Annotated in this window: 20 protein-coding genes; 10 read left to right on the forward strand and 10 right to left on the reverse strand. The window is 69.8% G+C overall.

The features are described 5' to 3' along the window. On the forward strand, nucleotides 1-3,093 hold the full coding sequence (locus AMS65_RS09810) for a bifunctional [glutamine synthetase] adenylyltransferase/[glutamine synthetase]-adenylyl-L-tyrosine phosphorylase (protein WP_053383965.1): 3,093 nt from the start codon (nucleotides 1-3) through the stop codon (nucleotides 3,091-3,093). Nucleotides 3,094-3,368: 275 nt separating this feature from the next. Here the strand turns inward: AMS65_RS09810 and glnA are convergent, their stop codons facing one another. The 3 genes from glnA to AMS65_RS09825 all read right to left on the reverse strand — a co-directional run bounded on the left by glnA (nucleotide 3,369) and on the right by AMS65_RS09825 (nucleotide 6,098). Further along, nucleotides 3,369-4,793 carry a type I glutamate--ammonia ligase gene (gene glnA / locus AMS65_RS09815; protein ID WP_053383966.1) on the reverse strand — a complete coding sequence of 475 codons (1,425 nt, stop codon included), beginning with the start codon at nucleotides 4,791-4,793 and terminating at the stop codon, nucleotides 3,369-3,371. Nucleotides 4,794-4,976: 183 nt separating this feature from the next. Further along, entirely contained in the window at nucleotides 4,977-5,405 is a 429-nt protein-coding gene (locus tag AMS65_RS09820; protein ID WP_053383967.1) for an RDD family protein, read from the reverse strand. Nucleotides 5,406-5,408: 3 nt separating this feature from the next. Next, entirely contained in the window at nucleotides 5,409-6,098 is a 690-nt protein-coding gene (locus tag AMS65_RS09825) for a DUF4191 domain-containing protein (protein ID WP_053383968.1), read from the reverse strand. 161 nt (nucleotides 6,099-6,259) lie between these two features. On the opposite strand from AMS65_RS09825, the gene AMS65_RS09830 reads away from it, so the two are divergent. Beyond that, complete coding sequence (locus AMS65_RS09830; RefSeq protein WP_053383969.1) at nucleotides 6,260-6,712, forward strand: hypothetical protein; 453 nt, start codon at nucleotides 6,260-6,262, stop codon at nucleotides 6,710-6,712. Here the strand turns inward: AMS65_RS09830 and sucB are convergent, their stop codons facing one another. Together sucB and lpdA are read right to left on the reverse strand one after the other, a co-directional pair. After that, nucleotides 6,713-8,494, reverse strand: coding sequence for a 2-oxoglutarate dehydrogenase, E2 component, dihydrolipoamide succinyltransferase (gene sucB, locus AMS65_RS09835; protein ID WP_053383970.1), 1,782 nt, complete (start codon nucleotides 8,492-8,494; stop codon nucleotides 6,713-6,715). It abuts the gene before it with no gap. 41 nt (nucleotides 8,495-8,535) lie between these two features. Beyond that, on the reverse strand, nucleotides 8,536-9,909 hold the full coding sequence (gene lpdA / locus AMS65_RS09840) for a dihydrolipoyl dehydrogenase (RefSeq protein ID WP_053383971.1): 1,374 nt from the start codon (nucleotides 9,907-9,909) through the stop codon (nucleotides 8,536-8,538). Nucleotides 9,910-10,093: 184 nt separating this feature from the next. Here lpdA and AMS65_RS09845 point away from each other — a divergent pair, with 184 nt between their 5' ends. Further along, nucleotides 10,094-11,026 (forward strand): proteasome assembly chaperone family protein, encoded by a 933-nt coding sequence (locus tag AMS65_RS09845; RefSeq protein WP_053383972.1) that lies wholly within the window; start codon nucleotides 10,094-10,096, stop codon nucleotides 11,024-11,026. Nucleotides 11,027-11,239: 213 nt separating this feature from the next. Then, nucleotides 11,240-12,493, forward strand: a complete 1,254-nt coding sequence (locus AMS65_RS09850; RefSeq protein ID WP_053383973.1) for an RNA polymerase sigma factor — start codon at nucleotides 11,240-11,242, stop codon at nucleotides 12,491-12,493. A 142-nt stretch (nucleotides 12,494-12,635) separates the two neighbouring features. Here the strand turns inward: AMS65_RS09850 and AMS65_RS09855 are convergent, their stop codons facing one another. Then, nucleotides 12,636-12,857 (reverse strand): DUF7455 domain-containing protein, encoded by a 222-nt coding sequence (locus AMS65_RS09855; protein ID WP_053383974.1) that lies wholly within the window; start codon nucleotides 12,855-12,857, stop codon nucleotides 12,636-12,638. A 201-nt stretch (nucleotides 12,858-13,058) separates the two neighbouring features. Here AMS65_RS09855 and AMS65_RS09860 point away from each other — a divergent pair, with 201 nt between their 5' ends. Together AMS65_RS09860 and AMS65_RS09865 are read left to right on the forward strand one after the other, a co-directional pair. Beyond that, nucleotides 13,059-15,152: a DNA gyrase/topoisomerase IV subunit B gene (locus tag AMS65_RS09860; RefSeq protein WP_157502189.1), complete on the forward strand. Its 2,094-nt coding sequence runs from the start codon at nucleotides 13,059-13,061 to the stop codon at nucleotides 15,150-15,152. Between the two features lie 191 nt (nucleotides 15,153-15,343). After that, on the forward strand, nucleotides 15,344-16,219 hold the full coding sequence (locus tag AMS65_RS09865; protein ID WP_053383976.1) for an EamA family transporter: 876 nt from the start codon (nucleotides 15,344-15,346) through the stop codon (nucleotides 16,217-16,219). 18 nt (nucleotides 16,220-16,237) lie between these two features. On the opposite strand, the gene AMS65_RS09870 is transcribed toward AMS65_RS09865, so the two are convergent. Continuing rightward, entirely contained in the window at nucleotides 16,238-16,600 is a 363-nt protein-coding gene (locus AMS65_RS09870) for a DoxX family protein (RefSeq protein ID WP_053383977.1), read from the reverse strand. A gap of 66 nt (nucleotides 16,601-16,666) precedes the next feature. Here AMS65_RS09870 and AMS65_RS09875 point away from each other — a divergent pair, with 66 nt between their 5' ends. Continuing rightward, nucleotides 16,667-16,963, forward strand: a complete 297-nt coding sequence (locus AMS65_RS09875) for a hypothetical protein (RefSeq protein ID WP_053383978.1) — start codon at nucleotides 16,667-16,669, stop codon at nucleotides 16,961-16,963. Between the two features lie 117 nt (nucleotides 16,964-17,080). Here the strand turns inward: AMS65_RS09875 and AMS65_RS09880 are convergent, their stop codons facing one another. Continuing rightward, complete coding sequence (locus AMS65_RS09880) at nucleotides 17,081-19,591, reverse strand: DNA gyrase/topoisomerase IV subunit A (protein WP_241489405.1); 2,511 nt, start codon at nucleotides 19,589-19,591, stop codon at nucleotides 17,081-17,083. A 10-nt stretch (nucleotides 19,592-19,601) separates the two neighbouring features. Here AMS65_RS09880 and AMS65_RS09885 point away from each other — a divergent pair, with 10 nt between their 5' ends. Continuing rightward, complete coding sequence (locus tag AMS65_RS09885) at nucleotides 19,602-20,807, forward strand: alkaline phosphatase family protein (protein WP_053384149.1); 1,206 nt, start codon at nucleotides 19,602-19,604, stop codon at nucleotides 20,805-20,807. Nucleotides 20,808-20,828: 21 nt separating this feature from the next. On the opposite strand, the gene sepH is transcribed toward AMS65_RS09885, so the two are convergent. Continuing rightward, nucleotides 20,829-21,998 (reverse strand): septation protein SepH, encoded by a 1,170-nt coding sequence (gene sepH / locus AMS65_RS09890; protein ID WP_053383979.1) that lies wholly within the window; start codon nucleotides 21,996-21,998, stop codon nucleotides 20,829-20,831. Nucleotides 21,999-22,210: 212 nt separating this feature from the next. On the opposite strand from sepH, the gene AMS65_RS09895 reads away from it, so the two are divergent. Next, nucleotides 22,211-22,501 carry a DUF4193 domain-containing protein gene (locus AMS65_RS09895; RefSeq protein ID WP_053383980.1) on the forward strand — a complete coding sequence of 97 codons (291 nt, stop codon included), beginning with the start codon at nucleotides 22,211-22,213 and terminating at the stop codon, nucleotides 22,499-22,501. Between the two features lie 65 nt (nucleotides 22,502-22,566). On the opposite strand, the gene AMS65_RS09900 is transcribed toward AMS65_RS09895, so the two are convergent. Continuing rightward, nucleotides 22,567-23,040 (reverse strand): DUF3093 domain-containing protein, encoded by a 474-nt coding sequence (locus AMS65_RS09900; RefSeq protein ID WP_053383981.1) that lies wholly within the window; start codon nucleotides 23,038-23,040, stop codon nucleotides 22,567-22,569. 91 nt (nucleotides 23,041-23,131) lie between these two features. Between AMS65_RS09900 and dut the strand changes: the two genes are divergently transcribed. Then, complete coding sequence (dut, locus tag AMS65_RS09905) at nucleotides 23,132-23,569, forward strand: dUTP diphosphatase (RefSeq protein WP_053383982.1); 438 nt, start codon at nucleotides 23,132-23,134, stop codon at nucleotides 23,567-23,569. Nucleotides 23,570-23,600: the final 31 nt, after the last annotated feature.

Here is a 23,600-nt window from a genome sequence, read left to right on the forward strand (position 1 = left end):
ATGCCCGGTGCGGACACGGGTGGTGCGCCGTCGGCGTTGAAGCTCGCCGATGTCGCACGCGCCGGTTTCCAGGACCTCTCCGCATCGCGCGATGAGCTGCAGGAGCTCGCCCGATCGATCGACGCTCCGATCCCGGATCTGCTCAAGGCCTTCGCGCGGGCAGCGGATCCGGACGCCGCTCTGGTGCGGGTGCGGCATCTGGCCGAGCGGCACCTCGGGCTGCTCCGATCCTTCGACGCCCGATCGCTGCGGCGCCTCGGCCTGCTGGTCGGCGCCTCTCCGGCGCTCGGCGACTTCTTCGCCCGCAGACCGGAGCGGCTGGGCGAGATCCTCGCCGAGGGCGGCCGCCTCATCGACGCCGAGACCGCGCGCGAGGAACTGCTCGCGGCCGTCGCCGATGCCGGCCCGTCGTCCGCTTCGCCGGCGACGCTCGCGGGCGAAGCGGGATGGAACGAGCTGCGGGTGCGCTACCGGGAGATGCTCGCCTCGCTGATGCTGCACGATCTGCGCCGGGGGCGCAGCGGCGCCGCTCTCGAGACCTTCGAGGAGGTGGCGGCATCGCTGTCCGGGCTCGCCGCCGCCGCGATCGAGGCCTCTCTCGCGGTGGCCCGGGCCACCCTCGCCGCGGGGGCCTCGGGGCCTCCGGTCGCCGCAGAGCGTCTCGCCGCGCTCCGCCTGGCCGTCGTCGCCATGGGGAAGTGCGGCGCCGAGGAACTCAACGTGGTGTCGGACGTCGACGTGATCTTCGTCGTCGAAAGCGCCGACGACGAGTCCGTGAACGGCGACGCGCTGATCCGGCTGGGCACGCGCCTGGCCAGCGAGGTCATGCGCGGGATCCACGATCCGGCTCTCGAGCCGCCGCTGTGGCAGCTCGACGCCAACCTGCGCCCCGAGGGACGGCACGGTCCGCTCGTGCGCACGCTCGGCTCGATGCTCAGCTACTACGAGCGCTGGGCCAAGGGCTGGGAGTTCCAGGCCCTGCTCAAGGCGCGGCCGCTCGCGGGCGAGCTGGAGCTCGGGGAGCGGTTCGTGCGCGGCACCCGAGACCTCGTGTGGGCGTCGGCGTCCCGCGAGGACTTCGTCGGTTCCGTGCAGCGCATGCGGCAGCGCGTCACCGAGCACATCGCGGACGAGGACCTCGAGGTGCAGATCAAACTCGGTCCCGGAGGGCTGCGCGACATCGAGTTCAGCGCGCAGCTGCTGCAGCTGGTGCACGGGCAGTACGACGAGCGGCTGCACCTGCGCGGCACGCTTCCGGCGCTGCGCGCGCTCGTGGAGGGCGGGTACGTGGCCCGCAGCGACGGCGAGCGGCTCTCCGACGACTACCGGCTGCTCCGGGTGCTCGAGCACCGGCTGCAACTGCGCGAACTGCGGCGCACGGCGATCATGCCGACCGACGACGAGGGGCTCAGGGTGCTGGCCCGGGCCAGCGGACTGGCGGGGACGGGCGAGGAGCTGCTCGCGCTCTGGGAGCGGACGAAGCGGGAGGTGCGGGAGCTGCACCTCAAGATCTTCTACGCGCCGCTGCTGAGCGCCGTGGCCGCGCTGCCCGAGGAGGAGCTGGTGCTGGGCAGCGAAGAAGCGCGGGCGCGACTCACCAGCATCGGGTTCCGGGATCCCAACGGCGCGATGCGCCACCTCGCCGCGCTCACGAGGGGAACCTCGAGGCGCTCGCGGATCCAGCGCAATCTCATGCCCGTGCTGCTGCAGTGGCTCGCGGAGGGCACCGACCCCGACTACGGGCTGCTCGCCTTCAGGCGGGTGAGCGAGGCCAACCACGAGAACCCGTGGTATCTCCGGCTGCTGCGCGACGGCACCGGGGCCGCCGAGCGGCTCACCCGGGTGCTCTCGTGCTCCCGCTTCGCCGCCGAACTGCTCGAGTCGATCCCCGACGCCGTGGCCTGGCTCGAGCGCGACGAGTCCCTGCGCCCGGTGGCGCTCGCGACGCTGCTCGACGAGATGCAGTCGCTCGCCTCGCGCCGGGAGAGCATCGAGGCCGTGGCGGCCGCTCTGCGCGCGGTGCATCGGCGGGAGGTGCTGCGGCTCGCCATGGGGCGGGTCGTGGGCGTGATCGACGACGCAGAGGTCGCCGCGGGCCTCGACGCGGCCCACACCGCGCTGCTCGACGGCCTGCTGATCGCGCTGTTCCGCGCCGAGAGCGCTGATGAGGCCGGTGCCGGTTCCGGGGCCGGGGGACAGCCGGCGCCCGCAGGCCTGCAGCTCTCGCTCATCGGCATGGGGCGGTACGGCGGTCGCGAGCTCGGCTTCGCGTCGGACATCGATCTCGTCGCGGTGTTCCGCGCACCCGAAGGGACACCCGCCGATCGCGCCTCGAGAGCGGCCGCGCGCATCATCTCGGAGCTGCGGCGGCTCGTGTCGGATCCCCGCTTCCCGGTCGACCTCGACTTCGACCTGCGCCCCGAGGGGAAGAACGGGCCGCTCGTGCGGAGTCTCGACGCCTACCGGAGCTACTACGAGCGCTGGTCGGTGACCTGGGAGGCGCAGGCTCTGCTGCGGGCGCGGCACGTGGCCGGAAGCGTGCGGCTCGGGGCCGATTTCATCGCGATGGCCGATGAGATCCGATACCCGAGCGCGTTCGGCGAGGAGCAGGTGCGAGAGGTGCGTCGCATCAAGGCGCGCGTCGAGGCCGAGCGGTTGCCCCAGGGCGCCGACCCGCGGCGCCACCTCAAACTGGGCCCCGGGGGGATCAGCGACGTGGAGTGGCTCGTCCAGCTGCTGCAGCTGCGGGAGGGCGCCCGGCACCCGGTGCTGCGAACCGTCTCGACACTGCGCGCGCTCGACGCCGCGGTGGAGCTCGAACTGATCTCCGCGGACGATGCCGGATACCTCGCCGAGTCCTGGCGCTTCGCGAGCAGCGTGCGCTCGGCCCTGAAGCTGTGGACCGGACGGCCCTCGGACACGATGCCCGCCGACTGGGTCGATCTGGAGGGGATCGCCGGGGTGCTCGACCTGCCGAGCGGGCGCACCGCCGAATTCGAGGAGCGCTGGTTCGCCGCGTCTCGGCGGGCGCGGGCGGTGTTCGAGCGGGAGTTCTTCGGCTACACCGAGGACGCGCACATCTCGCGGTACTGATCCGAAGACCGCGTCACCGTCACTTCACGAAACATGCGCCATTTGTTTACTTGGAGGGCTAGCCAAAAACGTTATCGAAGCGTAACCTGATCGTTATGCAGTACTTACAATCATTTCTCGAGGCTCTGCTCGCCGAAGACGGGGCCGAATTCGAGGACGAACTCGAATCCTGACCGATCGCACGCACGCAACAGCGTCGTTGCCTGAACCGAAACGAGGACGCCCCCGGCCATACGGCCGGGGGCGTCCTCGTTGCAGGGGCGTCTCGGTCGAGCTCAGACGCCGTAGTACAGCTCGAACTCGAAGGGGTGCGGACGCAGCGCCATCGGGGCGATCTCGTTCTCGCGCTTGTAGTCGATCCAGGTCTGCACGAGCTCCTCGGTGAAGACGCCGCCCTCGAGCAGGAACTGGTGGTTGGCCTCGAGTGCGTCGAGGGCCTCCTCCAGCGAACCCGGCACCTGGGGGATGTTCTTCGCCTCCTCCGGGGGCAGCTCGTAGAGGTCCTTGTCGATCGGCTCCATCGGCTCGATGCGGTTGCGGATGCCGTCGAGGCCTGCCATCATCTGGGCCGCGAAGGCGAGGTACGGGTTGCCCGACGCGTCGGGAGCGCGGAACTCGATGCGCTTGGCCTTGGGGTTCGATCCCGTGAGGGGGATGCGCACCGCGGCGGAGCGGTTGCCCGCCGAGTAGGCGAGGTTCACGGGCGCCTCGTAGCCCTTGACCAGACGGCGGTAGCTGTTGATCGTCGGGTTGGTGAAGGCGAGCAGCGCGGGAGCGTGGTGCAGGATGCCGCCGATGTACCAGCGGGCGATGTCCGAGAGCTGCGCGTAGCCGTTCTCGTCGTAGAACAGCGGCTCGCCGCCCTTCCAGAGCGACATGTGGGTGTGCATGCCCGAGCCGTTGTCGCCGAAGACGGGCTTCGGCATGAAGGTGGCGGTCTTGCCCCAGAGCTCGGCGGTGTTCTTCACCACGTACTTGAACTTGAGCACGTCGTCGGCGGCCTTGACGAGCGTGTTGAAGCGGTAGTTGATCTCGGCCTGGCCGGGGGCGCCGACCTCGTGGTGCGAGCGCTCCAGGTGCAGGCCCGCCTCGATGAGGCGCAGCGAGATGTCGTCGCGCAGATCAGCCTGCTTGTCGACGGGGGAGACGGGGAAGTAGCCGCCCTTCTCGCGGGTGGTGTTGCCCAGGTTGCCGCCCTCGACCTTGCGAGCGGAGTTCCAGGACGCCTCCTCCGAATCGACCTCGTAGAAGGTGCGGCGGGGGGTCGTCTCGTAGCGCACCGAGTCGAGGATGTAGAACTCGGCCTCGGGGGCGAAGAACGCGGTGTCGGCGACGCCGGTGGAGGCGAGGTACTGCTCGGCCTTCTTGGCGACCTGGCGGGGATCCTTCGCGTAGATCTCACCGGTGCGGGGGTTGAAGATGTCGCAGATGACGATCAGCGTGCGCTCGGCGCGGAACTGATCGATGTAGGAGGTCGTGACGTCGGGGATCAGCTGCATGTCCGATTCGGCGATGCCCGCGAAGCCGCGGATCGACGAGCCATCGAACATCTGACCGACCTCGAAGAAGTCGAGATCCACCGTCGCAGCGGGGATGTTGAAGTGCTGCTGCACTCCCGGCAGATCGGTGAATCGGATGTCGACGAACTTGACGTCCGTCTCCTTGATGAAGTCGATGACTTCCTGCGGGGTGTTGAACATGCTGCTCCTTTTTCGCCTGTGCGCAGTTCCGTTCGGGATCGCGGGGCGGAACCGAACGACTTCGTTCAACCCTACGCGACCGTGATTTCAGAAGCGTGATTCCAGTGTTTCGTGCGTGTTACGCGAGTCGGGCGGGATCCGCGCCGAAACATCCCGGAAATCGGGAGGCCGACGAGTCGCCGTTCACGCGCGGATGAGCACCGTCCCGGCGATCTTGTCGTGGAAGCCGCGCTGGTCGGAGTCCCAGACGAGCACCGGGATCACGAGGCACAGCAGCACGGTGCGCAGGAGCGGGCGCCAGAGGCCGACCCATCCGCCGGAGATGGGCACCACCCGCAGGCCCAACAGCCGGTGACCGATGGAACCGCCGATCGTCGGGATGAAGATGATCTGCATCACCGCGAAGATCGCGTAGTTCCACCACTCCGGGTGGGCTCCGCCGATCAGCAGGTACGCGGGCAGTGCGGCGAGGCCCCAGTCGAGGAAGATCGCGAGCACGCGTCTGCCGAGCCGGGCTACCGAGTGCGGACCCGACTCAGGGAGGCCGAGACGCTCACCGGGCCAGGTGCTGGGTTCGAGCTCGCCGAAGCGCTGCGGAGCGGAGTTCGGCATCGATCAGCGCGGGCGCTGGGAGCGGATGCGGTTCGGGTCCATCCCCTTCGGGATGCCGACCGGTGCCGCCTGCAGCGAGGAGAGGCGGTTGTAGACGGCGGCGACCTCGTTGCGGTTGAGCTTCGGCTTCAGCTTGACCAGGGTCTTGGAGAGCCGGGCGAGGGGAACACCGTCTCCGTCCGGGCCGACGTACAGGTGCACGATCTCGACGTTGCGCAGGGCGCGACGGATCTTCCGCTCCTCGTCGGCGGCCATGCGCTGCGTGCGCTGTCGCGAGCCCTCGGAGATGAGCACGATGCCGCCGCGTCCGACGACCCGGTAGACCGCGTCCTGATTCCGGTTGATGGCGATGGGCACCTCCGAGCCGCGCCACGAACGGCGCAGCGCGCTCTGCACGACCGCGCCGACCGCGCCCGGACGGCCCTCGATCTGCTCATAGGCGATCTTCTCGGCACGGCGCCCGAGCACGATCATCACGAGGAGGATGCCGACGAGGATGCCGGTGATCGGCCACAGCACCCAGCCGAACCAGTTGTCGCTCAGCAGCCAGGCGAGCAGCACCGAGACAGCGACGGGGGCGATGAAGCACAGCAGGAGCGTCCACGGCAGGTTGCGATCATGGACCTTCGTGGTCTTGTAGATCTCCACCATCTGCCGAATACGGCCGGTTCGCTTTGCCTTCTCTTCTGCCATGACATCAAGGGTATCGCCTCTTGGTGAGGGTGCGCGCCGTGCGAGCCGGGATGCCCCTGCTTGTTCGCTCACAGCGGGCGCGAGGCGGCGGTGGAAGGCATCGTATCCCCAGATGCTTCGCGGTCGGCGCCGATGCGTCGCACAGCGCGCAGAATGGAGGGATGCTCAGGATCTCGCGCCTCCGCCCGCCGGGGCCCGCGCCGGGGGCCGGCGCGGCGCTCGCGGCCCGGCTCGAGCGGCTCTGCGCCGCGGGGATCGAGCTGCGCGCCCATGGGCGGTGCGCCGCGCCCGACCGTCGGGAGGCGGGGCACCTCCTGCGCGGTCACGACGCCGGGTGCCGCACCGTCGGGCTGCCGGTCGAGGGCACCGCGCGTGCGCTCCAGCGCTGGGACACCGCGGGGGTGGCCGGACTTCTCGTCGAGGCGCTCCGCGAAGCCGTGCGGGAGATCGACGCGCTCGGGCAGGAGTGGTCGCCCGATCAGGCGCGCGAGATCGTCGGGTACGCGATCGCGCAGCGCATCACGCCGCGCCCGAGGGATGACGCGGCGCCCGGATGCGGCTCGGGCCGCGACCCCCGGAGGAGTCGCGGCCCGAGCCGTCGATCGGATCCCTGATCAGATACCGAGGTCCGCGGCGAAGTCGCCGGCCTCGAGGCGCTGGCGCACCTGTCCCAGGAAGCGGGCCGCGTCGGCGCCGTCGATGATCCGGTGATCGTAGGAGAGCGCCAGGTAGACGGTCGAGCGCACCGCGATCGCGTCGCCCTCGGGAGTCGAGACCACCGCGGGCTTCTTGACGACCGCACCCGTCCCCAGGATCGCGCTCTGGGGGAGGAACACGAGCGGGGTGTCGAAGAGCGCCCCGCGCGAGCCGGTGTTGGTCAGCGTGAAGGTGCCGCCCGCGAGCTCGTCCGGCTTGAGCTGGTTGTCGCGCGTGCGAGCTGCGAGGTCGGCGATCTCCCCGGCGATCTGGGCGATGTTCTTCTCGCCCGCATCGCGGAGCACCGGCGTGAGCAGGCCCTTCTCCGTGTCGACCGCGATGCTGATGTTCTCCGCAGCCGGGTAGACGATCGAATCGCCCTCGACGGTCGCGTTGACGATCGGGTAGCTGCGCAGCGCCTCGGCCGCAGCCAGCGCGAAGAACGGCATGAAGGAGAGCTTCGAGCCGGTCTTGGCGAGGAACTCGTCCTTCTTCGCCTGGCGCAGCTGAGCGACGCGGGTGACGTCGACCTCGACGACCGTGGTGAGCTGGGCGGTGCTCTGCAGCGACGCGACGGCGCGCTCGGCGATCACCTTGCGCAGTCGGCTCATCTTCTGCGTGGTGCCCCGCAGCGGCGAGACCTCGACCTCGACGGGAGCGGCCGGGGCCGCTGCCGGTTCGGCCGCGGCCGGCGCCGCGCTCTGAGCCGCGGCGAGCACGTCCTCCTTGCGGATGCGGCCGCCGACGCCCGTGCCGGTCACCGTGCTGAGGTCGACGCCGGAATCGTTCGCGAGCTTGCGCACGATGGGCGTGACGTAGCCGGCGGCACTGTCGGGCGCGGACGCGGAGTCGGCCTGAGCCGGTGCGGCCGGGGCCGGTGCGGCCGGGGCCGGCGCAGGCTGAGCCGGTGCGGGCTGAGCGGCCGGTGCGGCGGGCTCCGGGGAGGCCGCCGGCGCCGCAGGCTCGGCCTGCGGCTCGGGCTCGGGTTCTGCGACAGGCTCGGCTGCCGGAGCTGCCGGAGCTGCCGGAGCTGCAGCCGCGCCGCTGCCGACGCGCGCGAGCGCGCCGCCCACCTCGACCGTGTCGTCCTCCTGCACCAGGATCTCCTGCAGCACACCGGCGATCGGCGAGGGCACCTCGGTGTCGACCTTGTCGGTCGAGACCTCGAGCAGCGGCTCGTCCACCTCGACGGTGTCGCCGACGTTCTTCAGCCAGCGGGTCACGGTGCCCTCGGTGATGCTCTCGCCGAGGGACGGGAGCACGATCTCCTGGCTGTCGCCGGAGGTCGCGGGTGCGGCCGGCTCGGGAGCTGCTGCGGCCGCCTGCGGCTCTGCTGCGGACGCCTGCGGCTCTGCTGCGGGAGCCGGCTCCGCGGCGGGCGCCGGGTTCTCAGGCTGAGCCGCCTCGGGCTCGGCCTCAGCGGGGGCCGCGGCCGGGGCTGCGGGAGCCGCGGACGAACCGCTGCCATCGCCCACTCGGGCCAGCACAGCGCCGACCTCGGCGGTGTCGTCCTCCTGGACCAGGATCTCCTCGAGCACTCCCGCCACCGGGGAGGGGATCTCGGTGTCGACCTTGTCCGTCGAGACCTCGAGCAGCGGCTCGTCCACCTCGACGGTGTCGCCGACGTTCTTCAGCCAGCGGGTCACCGTCCCCTCGGTCACGCTCTCACCCAGTGCGGGGAGGACCACCGATTCACTCATCGTGCATTCTCCGTTCGTTGCTTAATGTCTGTGGGCCGCTGTCAGACCGCGTGCAGCGGCTTGCCCGCGAGCTTCAGCATGGCCTCGCCGATGGTCTCGTTCTGGGTGGGGTGGCCGTGGATGAACGGCGCCACATCCTCCGGGTACGCCTCCCAGTTGACGATGAGCTGCGCCTCGCCGACCAGCTCGCTCACGCGGGCGCCGATCATGTGCAGACCGACCACGGGGCCGTCGTTCACCCGCACGGCCTTCACGGTTCCGGAGGTGCCGAGGATCGAGCTCTTCGCGTTGCCCGCCAGGTTGTACTCGTAGCTGGTCACGTTCTCGGCGCCGTACTGGTCCTTGGCCTTCGCCTCGGTGAGCCCGACGGACGCGATCTCGGGATCGCAGTAGGTGACCTTCGGGATGTTGACGTCCTGCACCACGACGGGGTTGAGGCCCGCGATCTCCTCGGCGACGAAGATGCCCTGCTGGTAGCCGCGGTGGGCCAGCTGCAGGCCCGGGACGATGTCGCCCACGGCGTAGACGCCGGCCACGTTGGTCGCGAGGCGCTCGTTCGCGAGCACGAAGCCGCGATCCATCTCGATCCCGATCTCCTCGAAGCCGAGCCCCTGCGTGGCCGGCCCGCGGCCGACCGCCACCAGCAGGTAGTCGGCCGAGACGGTCGTGCCGTCCTCGAGCGTCACGACGACGCCGTTCGCGTCCTGCGAGACGGACTGGAAGCGGACGCCGAGCTTGAACGCGATCCCGCGCTTCTTGAACGCGCGCTCCAGCTGCTTCGAGACCGACTCCTCCTCGTTCGGAACGAGATGGGGGAGACCCTCGACGATGGTGACCTCGGCTCCGAAGGAGCGCCACACGCTCGCGAACTCGACGCCGATCACACCGCCGCCCAGGATCGCGACCCGCTTCGGCACCTCCTGCAGCTCGAGCGCCTGCTCGCTGGTGATCACGCGGCCGCCGATCTCCAGCCCGGGCAGCGAGCGCGAGTAGGACCCGGTGGCGAGCACGACGTGCTTGCCGATGATGCGGTCCTCGCCCACCTGCACGGTGGTCGGGGAGACCAGCTTGCCCTCACCCGCGATGACCGTGATGCCGTTGGCCTTGAGCAGCCCCTGCAGGCCCTTGAACTTCCCCGCGATGAGGTTCTCGCGGTAGCTGTTGACCTTGGCCGCGTCGATGCCGGCGAGGCTGGAGAGGATGCCGTAGGTCTCGCCCTCGCGGGCCACGTCGGCGATCTCCGCCGCGTGCAGCAGCGCCTTGGTCGGCACGCACCCGCGATGGAGGCAGGTGCCTCCGAGCTTGTCCTTCTCGATGACGGCGGCGCTGAATCCCAGCTGCGTCGCCCGGATCGCCGCGGCGTATCCGGCGCTCCCGCCACCCAGGACGACGATGTCAAACTGCTGATCGGCCAAGTGGGATCTCCCTCGGTGTATTCGCAACGGTGTCGGCGGTCCGGATATGGTCGTCGGACGCACTGCGTCCAGCCTACACCCGCGGGTGCCGCGCACATCTGCCGGGTGGAATGCGCGTCGGGGGTTCGCTGAGGGCGTGACCGGATCCCCTCCGATCGGGCTCCGACGTTCATAGGATGGAAGCGTGACAGATTCCATCTTCTCGGCAGAATACGCGGAGCGCCGTGCGCGCGTCCCGCGCGGGCTGCCGCTCGTCGTGGTGATGCAGGGGCTCAGCGACGCGGGAGGTGCGGTGGAGCAGCTCGAGGAGTACTTCTGGGAGCGCTCTCGCCCCGAGGAGATCCTGCGCTTCAACGCCGACCTGCTGCTCGACTACCGCGCCAGGCGGCCCGTGATCACCTTCGACGAGGATCACCTGGTCGACTACTCGCCCGAGGAGCTGACCCTGTGCCTCGCGCACGACGAGCTCGGCGCGCCCTTCCTGCTGCTCAGCGGGTACGAGCCCGATTTCCGCTGGGACCAGTTCATCGATGCCGTGCTGATGCTGGTGCACGAGTTCGAGGTGTCGGTCACGGTGTGGACGCACGCGATCCCGATGCCGGTGCCGCACACGAGGCCCATCTCCATGACGGTGAGCGGATCCCGCGACGATCTCATCGAGGCGCGCTCCGTATGGCGTCCCACCACCAAGCTCTCGGCCTCGGCCGGGCACGTGCTCGAGTACCGGCTGCACAGCCTGGGGGAGGAGGTCGTCGGGCTCGCGCTGCTCGTCCCCCACTATCTCGCCAACACCGAGTACCCGGAGGCGCTCCACACCTCTCTCGACGGGATCATGGCGGCGACGGGGCTGATCCTGCCGACGGACGACGTGCGGGAACAGTCGCGGCGGTTCCACGCGCAGGTCGACACGCAGATCTCCGAGAACGAGGAATCGCTCGAGATGGTGCGCACGCTCGAGCAGCGCTACGACGCGTACATGGAGGATCAGAACGTGCGCTCCCCGCTGATCGGCGAGGACGGTTCGATCCCCACGGCCGACCAGCTCGCGAGCGAGCTCGAGCGCTTCCTCGCCGAGCGGCAGGGCGAGGCGAACGACGCCGAGCCCGGGGAGGGCTGATCCCGGCGCCGCCGGAGCCCGCCTCGCCCGGCGGCGGGACTGTCAGAAAAGTCTCCCGCGCCGTGCAATAATTGATGACCTAGCCCATTCAATCCGAGTGGTGATCCGCAACGCGGGAATAATTCGGACTTGACATGGGTTTTCATGCTGTGAGCACCCGTTGGCCGGATCGGCTGGGACCGACGGGGGATCCGAGACTAGAGAGGCGGCTGCGTGGCAACTGCATCCACGACCAAGACTCGCGCCACTTCCGCGAAAGCGGCGAAGCAGGCTGACGAAGCCACTGCGACAGAAACCACTGAGGAGGTCGCTGCGGCTCCGAAGAAGGCTGCCGCGAAGAAGAAGCCCGCGGCCAAGAAGCCCGCGACGAAGCGCGCTGCCAAGAAGGATCTCGTCGATGAGGCCGTGAACGAGGATGCCGAGCTCGAGGAGCACGTCGAGGCTCCGGAGGAGGACAAGAAGGTCTCTACCGTCGACGAGCCGCTCCCCACCGGAGCGATCGTGCTCAAGGCCTCCGACGAGGAGGACGTGCCGACCATCACCACGGCGATCCCCGGCGCGACCGCCGACCCGGTGAAGGACTACCTCAAGCAGATCGGCAAGGTCGCACTGCTGAACGCGGCCGAAGAGGTCGAGCTGGCCATGCGCATCGAGGCGGGTCTGTTCGCCGAGGAGAAGCTCGCGACCGAGAAGGGTCTGCCCAAGAAGCTCGAGCGCGAGCTGAAGTGGGTGGCCCGCGACGGTCAGCGCGCCAAGAGCCACCTGCTCGGCGCGAACCTGCGCCTCGTCGTGTCGCTCGCGAAGCGCTACACGGGTCGCGGCATGCAGTTCCTGGACCTCATCCAGGAGGGCAACCTCGGCCTCATCCGCGCGGTCGAGAAGTTCGACTACACCAAGGGCTTCAAGTTCTCGACCTACGCGACGTGGTGGATCCGCCAGGCGATCACCCGCGCCATGGCCGACCAGGCCCGCACCATCCGCATTCCGGTGCACATGGTCGAGGTCATCAACAAGCTGGCCCGCGTGCAGCGGCAGATGCTCCAGGACCTGGGCCGCGAGCCCACGCCCGAGGAGCTGAGCCGCGAACTCGATATGACCCCCGAGAAGGTCATCGAGGTGCAGAAGTACGGGCGCGAGCCGATCTCGCTGCACACGCCGCTCGGTGAGGACGGCGACAGCGAGTTCGGCGATCTCATCGAGGACACGGAGGCGGTCGTGCCCGCCGACGCCGTGGGCTTCACGATGCTGCAGCAGCAGCTCGAGCAGCTCCTCGACTCGCTCTCCGAGCGCGAGGCCGGCGTGATCCGCATGCGCTTCGGGCTGGGCGACGGCATGCCGAAGACCCTCGACCAGATCGGCGACACCTTCGGTGTCACGCGCGAGCGCATCCGCCAGATCGAGTCGAAGACGATGGCCAAGCTGCGTCACCCCTCGCGGTCGCAGCAGCTGCGCGACTACCTGGAGTAGGCCGCGTACAGGAAAAGCCCCGGGCAGTGCCCGGGGCTTTTCTGTTGGTGTTCTGGCTCTGGAGCCTGCGATCCGCTGCACGGCCGCAGGGTGACGGTTTGCTGTGGATCCTGCGACTCGCTGCGCTCGCGCAGGATGACGGCTACGCCGTCAGCTTGTGGCTCTCGTCGTGCCACACCTCCGCCAGGGGGCGGAGCTTCGCTTCGTGCTTGTGCGCGTGATGCCCGCAGAACAGCAGCTCGCCGCCGTTCAGCATCACCCGGACATAGGCCTGTGCACCACAGCTGTCGCAACGGTCCAGCGCGGTGAGCGGGCGGTCCGCTGCTTCGACCTCTTCGGTACGATCCTGCTCGATCGTCGTCATGGCGTCCTCCCGTTCCTCGGTTTCCAATGGGTACACCTCTATCCAAGCATGCCGAGGCCGGTTTTCCTCGCAGCAGGCGCTCGGGTTCGCTGAACGCGTAGCCTCCCGGCCCCTCGTTCCGCACTCGCCGGGTCCGTGGCCGCGCGATGTCGGCGGTCTGCCCTAGGGTAGATGCGTTATCTAACAGAGGAGATCCCAACAGTGCCAGATTCGAGCTATTCCGCGCGACATCTCACCGTTCTCGAGGGGCTCGAAGCAGTGCGCAAGCGGCCGGGCATGTACATCGGCACGACCGACTCGCGCGGCCTCATGCACTGCCTCTGGGAGATCATCGACAACTCGGTCGACGAGGCCCTCGCCGGATACGGCGACGAGATCGGGATCACCCTGCACGACGACGGCAGCGTGACCGTGTCGGACAACGGCCGCGGCGTCCCGGTCGATGTGGAGCCGAAGAGCGGTCTCTCGGGCGTGGAGCTCGTGTTCACCAAGCTGCACGCGGGCGGCAAGTTCGGCGGCGGCGGATACGCCTCCTCCGGCGGCCTGCACGGGGTGGGCGCCTCGGTGGTCAACGCCCTCTCGGCGCGCCTCGACGTCGAGGTGGACCGCGACGGGAAGACCTGGGCGATGTCGTTCCGGCACGGCGAGCCCGGCGTCTTCTCCGGCGAGGGGCCCGACAGCCCGTTCACCCCCTTCGAGGAGTCGTCGGAGCTGCGTGTGGTCGGCAAGGTGAAGAAGGGCCTCACGGGCACGCGGGTGCGGTACTGGGCCGATCCTCAGATCTTCCTGGCCTCGGCGCGGTTCGAACCGGAGTCCCTCGTCGCCCGCGCGCGGCAGACCGCGTTCCTCGTTCCGGGGCTCGCGATCGAGATCACCGACCGCCGGCCGGAGTCGCTCGACGAATCCGGCGATCCGCCCGTGCACCGCTTCGCCTACGAGGGCGGCATCTCGGAGTTCGTCGATTTCCTGGCGGTCGACGCTCCGCTCACCGATACCTGGCGGGTGACCGACGCCGGTACGTTCACCGAGACGGTGCCCGTGATGGACGAGAAGACGGGGCACCTGGTCTCCCGAGAGGTGGAGCGCCACTGCGAGGTCGACATCGCCCTGCGCTGGGGCACGGGCTACGACACCGAGGTGCAGAGCTTCGTCAACATCATCGCGACCCCCAAGGGCGGTACGCACCTCAGCGGTTTCGAGCAGGGGCTCACCAAGTTCTTCCGCAAGCAGATCGAGCAGAGCGCGCGCAAACTGAAGGCGGGCAGCGACAAGCCCGACAAGGACGACATCCTCACGGGCCTCACGGCCGTCGTCACGGTGCGGGTGCCCGAGCCGCAGTTCGAGGGCCAGACGAAGGAGGTGCTCGGCACCGCGGCGGTGCGCGCGATCGTCTCGCGTGCGATCGTGAAGGGACTGACCGAGCGCTACGAGTCCGCGAAGAAGCACGATCGCACCCAGACGGGCGCGCTGCTCGAGAAGATGGTCTCGGAGATGAAGGCGCGGATCGCGCTGCGGGCGCAGCGCGACACCGCCAGGCGCAAGAGCTCGCTCGAGAGCTCGTCGCTGCCGTCGAAGCTCATCGACTGCCGCTCGAAGGAGGTCGCCGAGACCGAGCTGTTCATCGTGGAGGGCGACAGCGCGCTGGGTACCGCGCGCCCGGCGCGCGACAGCGAGTTCCAGGCGCTCCTGCCCATCCGCGGCAAGATCCTCAACGTGCAGAAGGCGTCCGTCGCCGAGATGCTCGGGAACGCCGAGTGCGGGGCCATCATCAAGGTCATCGGCGCGGGATCGGGCCGAGACTTCGAGCTCGACTCGGCGCGCTACGGCAAGGTGATCCTGATGAGCGACGCCGATGTCGACGGCGCGCACATCCGGACCCTGCTGCTGACGCTCTTCTTCCGGTACATGCGACCCATGCTCGAGGCGGGCCGGGTCTACGCCGCGGTGCCGCCGCTGCATCGGGTGATCGTGCAGAACGCCGGGCGCAAGCCGAACGATGTCATCTACACCTACAGCGAGAAGGAGCTGCAGGGGCTGCTCGCCGATCTGCGCAAGCGCGGCAAGAAGTACCAGGAGCCGATCCAGCGCTACAAGGGGCTCGGCGAGATGGACGCCGATCAGCTCGCGGAGACCACGATGGATCGCGAGCACCGCACACTGCGCCGGGTGCGGGTGGAGGACGCGCACGCGGCCTCGCAGGTGTTCGAGCTGCTCATGGGCAACGAGGTCGCACCGCGCAAGGAATTCATCATCGACAACGCCGACGACCTGGACCGCGAGCGCATCGACGCCTGAGCGGCAGAGGGGGCGGGCGCGCCCTTGATAGGCTGGACCCGATAGCGCCTAGGGTTCCGGGGTCCGTGTGAGCGGCCCGCCTGGTCCGAGCGGCGCCACGGCGGGTCCCACGATCCGCCGTCATCTGACAGGACAAAAGCCCGGAGGAACCTCGCCCGACGCGCCGATCGCATCGGGCAGAAGGTTCTGCCATGCCCGTTCTCGCCATCTGCCTCGCGCTGGCCGCCGCTGTGGCCCACGCCGCCTGGAACATTGCCGCTCACGGATCGAGCCGCTCCGGGGTGCCGTTCCTGTGGTGGGGCGCACTGTGCAGCGCCACGATCTGGACCGTCGTGATCCCGCTCACGGGCGGAATCGGGCGGGCGGACCTCGCCGGGTTCCTGCTGGGCGTCGGGGCGTCCGGCGTGCTCCACGTCGCCTACATGCTCGTGCTGCAGCGAGGGTATGCGAGCGGAGACCTCTCGACGGTCTACGCGACGGCGCGCGGCACGGGGCCGCTGCTGACCGTGCTGATCGCGATGGCCCTGCTGGGAGAGCGCCCGGGGCCGACGGCCCTGCTCGGGGTGGCGCTCGTCGTCGGGGGTGTGGTCGCGTTCGGGATCGTCGGCAGGCCCGCGGCGCGGGGCCTCAGGCGCGGCGCCGATCCGGCGCTCGTCTACGGGCTGCTGACCGGAGCGGCCATCGCCGTCTACACCGTGTGGGACGCGTACGTGGTGACCGAGCTCGGGGTGGCGCCCGTGGCGTTCATGGTGGGCTGCTGCGCGGTGGAGGTGGTGCTCTTCACCGCCATGCTGCTGCGCCGCGGCGACGCGGCAGCGCGGCTGGGCGGCGCGCTGCGCCGCAATTGGCGCCGTCTGCTCGTCTTCGGGGTGCTCTCGCCGCTCTCCTACGTGCTCGCGCTCACCGCGATGACGCTGGCCCCCGTGTCGCTCGTCGCCCCGATGCGCGAGGCGAGCGTGGTGCTCGTCGGCCTCTACGGGGTGATCCGCTATCGGGAGAGCCGGCCGATACTGCGGGTGCTGGCCGCCGTGATCGTGGTGCTCGGGGTGCTGCTGATCGGACTGTGAGGCGCCGCCGCGAGAGGATCACCGCGGCAGGTAGCTCAGCAGCAGCGCGCCCGCCGCCAGCACGAGCATGCCGAGACAGTTGATCCAGAAGGCGGTGCCCAGGAAGCGCGCTCGCACGTGCGAGGCCGCCGCGCACACGAAGTAGCCGACGACGCCGACGTTCGCGGCGAACCCCACGCCGGGCAGCCAGATACCGCAGATCAGTCCCGCGGCCGCGAACAGCTTGATGACGATCAGCGTCCACCACCAGTCGCGGGGGAACCCGACGCCGTCGAGGCAGTCTCGGATGAATGCGGGCGGCCGGAGGGAGATCAGCGCGTCGCCGAGGACGATCGCCGCGAGCAGCGCCTGCGGCCACCAGGGGTCGGGGAGCAGAATCACGAGGTCACCCGCCTTCCGTCGATCGCCGCGAAGGCGTCGTGCAGTTCGCTCGTCAGCCTACTCCCGGTGCCCGCCAGCCGCCTCCCGGCGCTCGACTTCGACGTGTACGGGCTCGGAGGCCGTCTGCTTGGATGCAGCGAGATAGCCTTCCCCGAGTACCGCGTGGTGCAGGAGTACGAGGGCGATCATCACCGAACCGATACCGGCCAGTGGAACCGGGACGTGCAGAAGCACCGCGACTACGCTCGCGCCGGCTGGGACGTGATCCGGGTGACCTCCGAGCTGCTGTACCGTCGGCGTGCCGAGCTCCGCGCCCAGACCTTCGACGCGCTCGTCAAGGGCGGTTGGACGCCTCCGTGCTGAACACCGATGAATCCGGGACGCTCAGGTCGGGTTTTCATCGTGCGAAGCGCGCCTCAGCGTCCCCGATTCTGAGCACGAGGAGGGGGCAGGGGGGACAGGGGGACCGGGGGCAGGGGGTCAGGGAGCCGCGCCGATGTAGGCAGCCGCCCCGTCGATGGGCTGGCCCGACCCGTCCCGCTTGCCGAGCTCGGTCGGCAGCTTGCGCGCAGCGCCGTCGGCCGCGAGGGCGCGCGGCTCGCCCGTGCCCACCCAGGCGCAGGCGATCTGATCCTCCCACTTGAGGAAGCGCTGGACTCGCACACCGCCGGTCGCACGGCCCTTGGCCGGGAACTCGGCCCACTCCGAGACCTTTGCCGTCGCGACGTCCGTCCCCGGCAGCGTGATCGAGCTGTCGGCGATGGTGACGACGCGGGCCTCGGCGCCCTCCGGCACCGCGCCTGCGAACACGACGCGGGCGTCGGTTCCGAGCCTGATCCCCGCCATACCGCCCGCCGGGCGGCCCTGCGGGCGCACCGACGAGGCGGCGAACCGCAGCAGCTGGGCATCGCTCGTCACCACCGCGAACTCCGTGTCGTCCGGGGCGGGAAAAGCGCCCACCAGGCGATCGTCCGGCTTCAACCCGATGACCTCGAAGGAGGGCTTGGCCGGCAGATCGGTGAGCACCACGCGCTTCACCGTGCCTTGCGCGGTGAAGAGCCCGATCGGGATCTCGGATCCGGAGGCCCCCTCGCCGTCGCCGCCGAGGGGTACGAGCCCGACTACACGTAGTTTCTTGTCGGTGATGCCGAGGTAATCGGTGAGTTTGACGCCGGCCGAGAACGCGATCGATGCGGCGGGGACGAGCGGCAGATCGACGGGCGTGAAGCGGTGCAGGGTGCCGTCGCTGAGGATCGCTCCGAGCTCGCCCCGCACGGTGCCGTCGACGCTCGATGAGAGCGCGCCGTGCTTGGTGGCGCGGGATGCGGAACGGGGTGACTCGGCGGCCTCGGGATCCCGGTCCACGCGAAGGGCGCGGCCCGTCGCCGAGAGCAGTACCGTGCACGGGGTGTCGGCCACCTGCAGCGCAGCGGAGGAGGAGGGGGCTCGGGTGGGCCTGGCGACGGCGCCCGTGAGCAGGGTGCGGCGCGGAGTGCCGAAGGCCTCGGCGGCCTGGTCGAGCTCGGTGGATACGACCTGGCGCAGCTTCTCGGGGCTGCCGAGGATCTCGAGGAGCGCCTCGATCTCGGCGCGCAGCTGATCGCGCTCGGCCTCGAGCTCGACGCGGGAGAACTTGGTGAGCCTGCGCAGGCGCAGCTCGAGGATGTATTCGGCCTGCGCCTCGGAGAGGTCGAACACCTGCATGAGGCGCGTGCGGGCGGTGTCGGCGTCGTCGCTCGTGCGGATGAGCTGGATGACCTCGTCGATGTCGAGGATCGCGATGAGCAGGCCTTCGACGAGGTGCAGCCGCTCGCGCCGCTTGCGCAGCCGGAACTCGGAGCGGCGCGTGATGACCGAGATGCGGTGGTCGAGGAAGACGCGCAGCATCTCGCGCAGGCCCAGAGTCTGCGGCTGGCCGTTCACGAGCGCCACCGAGTTGATGCTGAACGAGTCCTCGAGCGGTGTGTAGCGGTAGAGCTGCTCGAGCACGGCCTCGGGTGAGAAGCCGGTCTTGAGGGTGATGACGAGGCGCAGCCCGTTCTTGCGGTCGGTGAGGTCGGCGACGTCGGAGATGCCGGAGAGCTTCTTGGCGTCGACGCCCTGCTTGATCTTCTCGATCACCCGTTCCGGACCCACGAGGTGGGGGAGCTCGGTCACGATGAGACCGGTGCGCCGCGGCCCGAGCGGCTCGACCGAGACCTTCGCCCGGGTGCGGAAGGCGCCGCGGCCCGTGCGGTAGGCGTCCTTCACCCCGTCCAGGCCGACGATGGTGCCGCCGCCCGGCAGATCGGGCCCCGGGATGAACTCCATGAGTTCGTCGACCGTGGCATCGGGATGGTGGAGCAGATGCTTGGCGCCGTCGACCACCTCGATGAGGTTGTGAGGAGCGAGGTTCGTCGCCATGCCCACCGCGATGCCGCTCGCACCGTTGACCAGTAGGTTCGGCACCGCCGAGGGCAGCACGTCGGGCTGCATGATCTGGTTGTCGTAGTTGGGGACGAAGTCGACCACGTCCTCGTCGAGCGACTCGGTCATCGCGAGCGCCGCCCCCGCGAGGCGGGCCTCGGTGTAGCGAGAGGCCGCGGGGCCGTCGTCGAGCGAGCCGAAGTTGCCGTGGCCGTCGACGAGCGGCAGCCGCATCGCGAAGCCCTGGGCCATACGCACCAGCGCATCGTAGATCGAGGCGTCGCCGTGGGGGTGCAGCTTGCCCATGACCTCGCCGACCACGCGGGCCGACTTGACGTGCCCCTTCTCGGGGCGCAGCCCCATGTCCTGCATCATGAAGAGGATGCGGCGCTGCACGGGCTTCAGCCCGTCGCGGGCATCGGGCAGTGCGCGCGAGTAGATCACCGAGTAGGCGTACTCGAGGAACGATCCCTCCATCTCCTGCGAGATGTCGATGTCCTCGATGCGCTCGCCGGCCATCTCGTGCGCGGCGCGGGCGCCCGGGGCGGAGGCGTTGTCGGGGGAGGCGCTGGGTGCGTCGGTCATAATGGAGTTCATGCTACCGACGACCGCCGACAACGGTGCGAGGCTTGCCGCGATTCTGCCAAGCGGACTCGCGACGGTCGCCCGAGGCCTCGACGCAGACCTGCCGGAGGAGCTCGCCTTCGCCGCTTCGAGCGGGATCGCGGACCGCCTGCCGGCCGCGAGATCCTTCGTGATGGTGGTCGTCGACGGGCTCGGCCACGCCAACCTCACCGCCGCGAAGGGCCACGCTCCGACCCTCGCGCGGCTGCAGCGACGGCGCATCGAGACGGTCGCCCCGTCGACCACGGGGGCCGCCCTCACCACGCTCACCACGGGCAGGCTGCCGGGGGAGCACGGGCTCATCGGCTATCGCATCAGGCATCCGAGGCTCGGGCTCGTCACAACCCTCAAGGACTGGCAGGGCATCGAGGATCGCGCCGCCTGGCAGCGCTCCGCCCCGCTGTTCGGGCTCGCCGAGCGGCTGGGGGCGAGGCCGGTGGCGATCGGGCGGCCGGCGCACGCCACCGGTGGCCTGACCGAGGCCATCCTCACCGGTGCCGAGTACCATCCGGGGCAGCGGATCGAGGATCGCTTCGAGGTCGCCTCGCGCCTGCTGCGGTCCGGAGACCCCGTCGTCGCCTATCTGTACATCGATGAGCTCGACAAGGTCGCTCACGAGAAGGGCTGGCAGAGCGCCGCGTGGCTGCGCCGCCTCGAGCAGCTGGATGCGGCTCTCGACGGCTTCCTGCGCGTGCTGCCCCGCGACGCCGGTGTCGTGGTCACGGCCGACCACGGCATCGTCGACGTGCAGCCGCACCAGCAGGTGATGCTCGACGCGAATCCCCGGCTGCTGGAGGATGTCGCTGAGATCGGGGGCGAGCCCCGCTTCCGCTCGCTGTATCTGCGCGAGGGGGCCGATGCCGCGGCCGTGGCCGCGAGATGGGCGGAGGCGGAGGGATCCCGGGCCTGGGCGGTCACGCGTGAGCGGGCCATCGCGTCCGGCTGCTTCGGTCCCGTCGCGCCGGAGGTCGCCCCGCGCCTCGGCGACGTGCTCCTGGCCGCGCGGAAGCAGGTCGCCTACTACAGCAGCACCGACGACCCCCGCGCGCTCGCCATGGTGGGGCAGCACGGATCGTTCAGCGAGGACGAGCGCGGAGTGCCCCTGGCGCTCGCGGGGCTGCTCGCCGGCACCGGCTTCGGATCCGCGGTGGCCGAGGCAGCGGCGATGCGCGGCTGAGGCCGCGGTGAGGCGCTGCTGCTACGCGGGATCCTCGTCGCTGCGGGTGCCGAAGAGGATGTCGTCCCAGCTCGGGATCGACGCGCGGCCTTTGCGGGCCGGACGCTCCTGCTGCGGTTCGCGGCCGGGGGTCTCCGCGTCGTCGTCGCGGGTCTCGGGAACCGCGACGGGCCTGGAGGGTGCACCCGCCTCGGTGGGAGCCGGGGAGACGTGATCGGAGGAGGTGCGGTCGGAGGACACGCCGGAGCCCTGCCAGATGCTGCGGGCCCGCGGAGGAGCGCCGTCCTCGGAGGTGGTCTCCGGTGCCCCGATGCTCCCGCCGGCCGGATGCTGCTCGGCGGCGCCCCGATCCCGATCCCGCTCTCCCCGCCGCTTGCGCAGGGCGTCGAGCAGATCGGCCGTCTGGCTGAGATCGGCGGGTTCCTGCTCGCCGGTCTTGATGGCGCGCTGATCGATCTCACGGCGGCGCTCGTACTCTGCGTTGGTGTCGGAGAGCACGGGCGGCGTCTCGTCCCGCGTCTCGGCGGGTGCCTCGTCTTCGATCTCGATCGGCAGCTGGGAAGCGTCGAACGCGTCCGAGTCGAAGCGGCCCGACTGCTCGGCGTTGTCGACCGCTCGCAGCTTCGGGATCAGACGATCGCCGACGTCGCCCAGCTTGGACAGGGTGACGGCGTCCGGATTGACCGGGGAGAGCGTGCCCTTGCGATGCTCGAATGACCACACCGCGCGGTGGGCGACATCGTGCGAGATGAACTCGAGGCTGATCATCCAGCCGGTCTCCTCGTCGCGCCAGGACTCCCACTCGCTGGTGTCGGCGCCGAGAGCGATGAGCCGCTCGGAGATCACGGCTCCGAAGCGCTGGTCGGCCTCGTCCTCGGCGTCGGTGCGCACGGCCACGGCGTGCGCGCGCTCCAGGATGTATCGCCGCTCCGCCAGGACCGGCTCCGCGTAGCGCTCGATATCGGCCTCGTCGAGCTCCATCTCCTTGGCGACCTGGGCGCGGGACCTGCCGGCACGGATGAGCGCCTGGATCTCGCGCGGGCGCACCCGGGCGGTATCCCGTTCGCGCCGACTGAGGTGCCGGAGCTCGCTCAGCACCGCATCGTCGACGACCAGGCGGAACTCCTCCTCGGCGTCGTTCGCCACAATCAGCGACCGGTCATCGCGTCGCACAAAGCGCAATTCGTCCATCGGCGCATCCCTTTCGTGGTTCGCGAACCAGGCTTGCACAGCACCGGGTGTTCCCGCTGCATTGACTCGGCGCGTGCGAAAGTTCGCGGCGCGGCGCTACGCGCTCAGAGAACTCGCAGTCGCAGAGTTTGCGTCCGATGCGCATCGTAAGGCAGACTATGGCCGCTCGCAGGTTGGAAGTGCCGTCGCACGGCACGGGAATGCAGGAGAGAATGGCCACCGATTACGACGCCCCGCGCAAGTCCGAAGAAGATGCCGAGTCGATCGAGGCGCTGAAGGAACGCGGCCCCGCGAAGGGTGTTTCGGGACTCGACTCGGAAGACGCCGACAACCCCAGTATGTTCATCGGGGGGTCGGACCTGTCCGATGTGGAGCTCGACGTCGTCGTGCTGCCCCAGCAGGACGACGAGTTCACCTGCGTCAGCTGCTTCCTCGTACGGCACCGCTCGCAGATCGATCACGAGACCGACCTCGGTCCGATCTGCGCGGAATGCTCGCATTAGAACGCGCAGCGTTCTAGCGCATTCCGCGCTGGCGCCACTGCGCCAGGAATGCTCGCACTGACGAGCTAGCCCCGCCGGGCCGCCTCGATCGCGTCGGCGAGGCGCTGCGGGTGCCGCGTGGTGAGGATCCACACGGGAGCGGGATCCGCGGGGTCGATGTTCTCGATGCGCAGGCCGCGGTGGATCCAGCCGCGCACGAGCATGAAGCTGCGGGCGTCGAGCCCGGGGCCGATCGCGGCGCGCAGCCCCTCCGAGCCGAGCAGCTCGATCCCGCCCAGCTGCTCGACGGGGATCGTCGCGCGATCCGCGACGAGTTTCCCCTCGGCGACCGTGATGGTCGGGCTGAGCAGGAGCAGCGTCGCCGAGACGATCAGATAGACGATCACGCCGGTCGGGATCGCGATCGCCGCATTGACGGGCGTCAGCACGAGAGCCACCGCCGGGATGGCGAGGAGCAGGGCGACGAAGAGACCCGGCCCCGGGATGAGCCGTTCGCGATAGTTGCGGGTGGATACGTCGGGGGAGGTGGCGCCGGTCATGTCTCTATTATCCTCCTCGGATGCGTAGGGTTCGCCGAGAGCCGTTCCGCGGACGCAGCCCGATCGACGTTCGATCCGATAGCCTGTCCGGGTGACCGATGTCGTAGAGATCCCCATCCGAGCCGAGAACCCGCCGAGCTACGCGCACGCCGACGACGCCGGTGCCGACCTGCGCGCCGCCGAGGCGGTCGAGATCGCGCCGGGCGAGCGGGCGCTGATCGGTACGGGTGTCTCGATTGCGCTGCCCGAGGGGTATGCAGCCTTCGTGGTGCCGCGCAGCGGACTCGCGGCGAAGCACGGGATCACGGTGCTCAACACCCCCGGCACCGTCGACGCCGGCTACCGCGGCGAGGTCAAGGTCACGCTGCTGAACACCGACCGGGAGCACAGCTTCCGGGTCGAGCCGGGCGATCGGATCGCGCAGGTGATCTTCATGCCCGTCTCGCGGGCGCTGTTCGTTCCGGTGGAGGAGCTGCCGGAGAGCGAGCGGGGAGCGGGCGGCTTCGGGTCGACCGGCGTGCGGGGCTGATCCGCGCCCGAAGGATTCGGGCCGCGCGCAC

The organism is Leucobacter celer subsp. astrifaciens, from assembly GCF_001273835.1.
Lineage (GTDB): Bacteria > Actinomycetota > Actinomycetes > Actinomycetales > Microbacteriaceae > Leucobacter > Leucobacter celer.

Excerpts from the sequence above, each read along its gene's own strand:
- AMS65_RS09810 (WP_053383965.1), top strand. The coding sequence starts at position 1 with ATGCCCGGTGCGGACACGGGTGGTGCGCCGTCGGCGTTGAAGCTCGCC.
- glnA (WP_053383966.1), bottom strand. The coding sequence starts at position 4,793 with ATGTTCAACACCCCGCAGGAAGTCATCGACTTCATCAAGGAGACGGAC.
- AMS65_RS09820 (WP_053383967.1), bottom strand. The coding sequence starts at position 5,405 with ATGCCGAACTCCGCTCCGCAGCGCTTCGGCGAGCTCGAACCCAGCACC.
- AMS65_RS09825 (WP_053383968.1), bottom strand. The coding sequence starts at position 6,098 with ATGGCAGAAGAGAAGGCAAAGCGAACCGGCCGTATTCGGCAGATGGTG.
- AMS65_RS09830 (WP_053383969.1), top strand. The coding sequence starts at position 6,260 with ATGCTCAGGATCTCGCGCCTCCGCCCGCCGGGGCCCGCGCCGGGGGCC.
- sucB (WP_053383970.1), bottom strand. The coding sequence starts at position 8,494 with ATGAGTGAATCGGTGGTCCTCCCCGCACTGGGTGAGAGCGTGACCGAG.
- AMS65_RS09855 (WP_053383974.1), bottom strand. The coding sequence starts at position 12,857 with ATGACGACGATCGAGCAGGATCGTACCGAAGAGGTCGAAGCAGCGGAC.
- AMS65_RS09865 (WP_053383976.1), top strand. The coding sequence starts at position 15,344 with ATGCCCGTTCTCGCCATCTGCCTCGCGCTGGCCGCCGCTGTGGCCCAC.
- AMS65_RS09880 (WP_241489405.1), bottom strand. The coding sequence starts at position 19,591 with ATGACCGACGCACCCAGCGCCTCCCCCGACAACGCCTCCGCCCCGGGC.
- AMS65_RS09885 (WP_053384149.1), top strand. The coding sequence starts at position 19,602 with ATGCTACCGACGACCGCCGACAACGGTGCGAGGCTTGCCGCGATTCTG.
- sepH (WP_053383979.1), bottom strand. The coding sequence starts at position 21,998 with ATGGACGAATTGCGCTTTGTGCGACGCGATGACCGGTCGCTGATTGTG.
- AMS65_RS09895 (WP_053383980.1), top strand. The coding sequence starts at position 22,211 with ATGGCCACCGATTACGACGCCCCGCGCAAGTCCGAAGAAGATGCCGAG.
- AMS65_RS09900 (WP_053383981.1), bottom strand. The coding sequence starts at position 23,040 with ATGACCGGCGCCACCTCCCCCGACGTATCCACCCGCAACTATCGCGAA.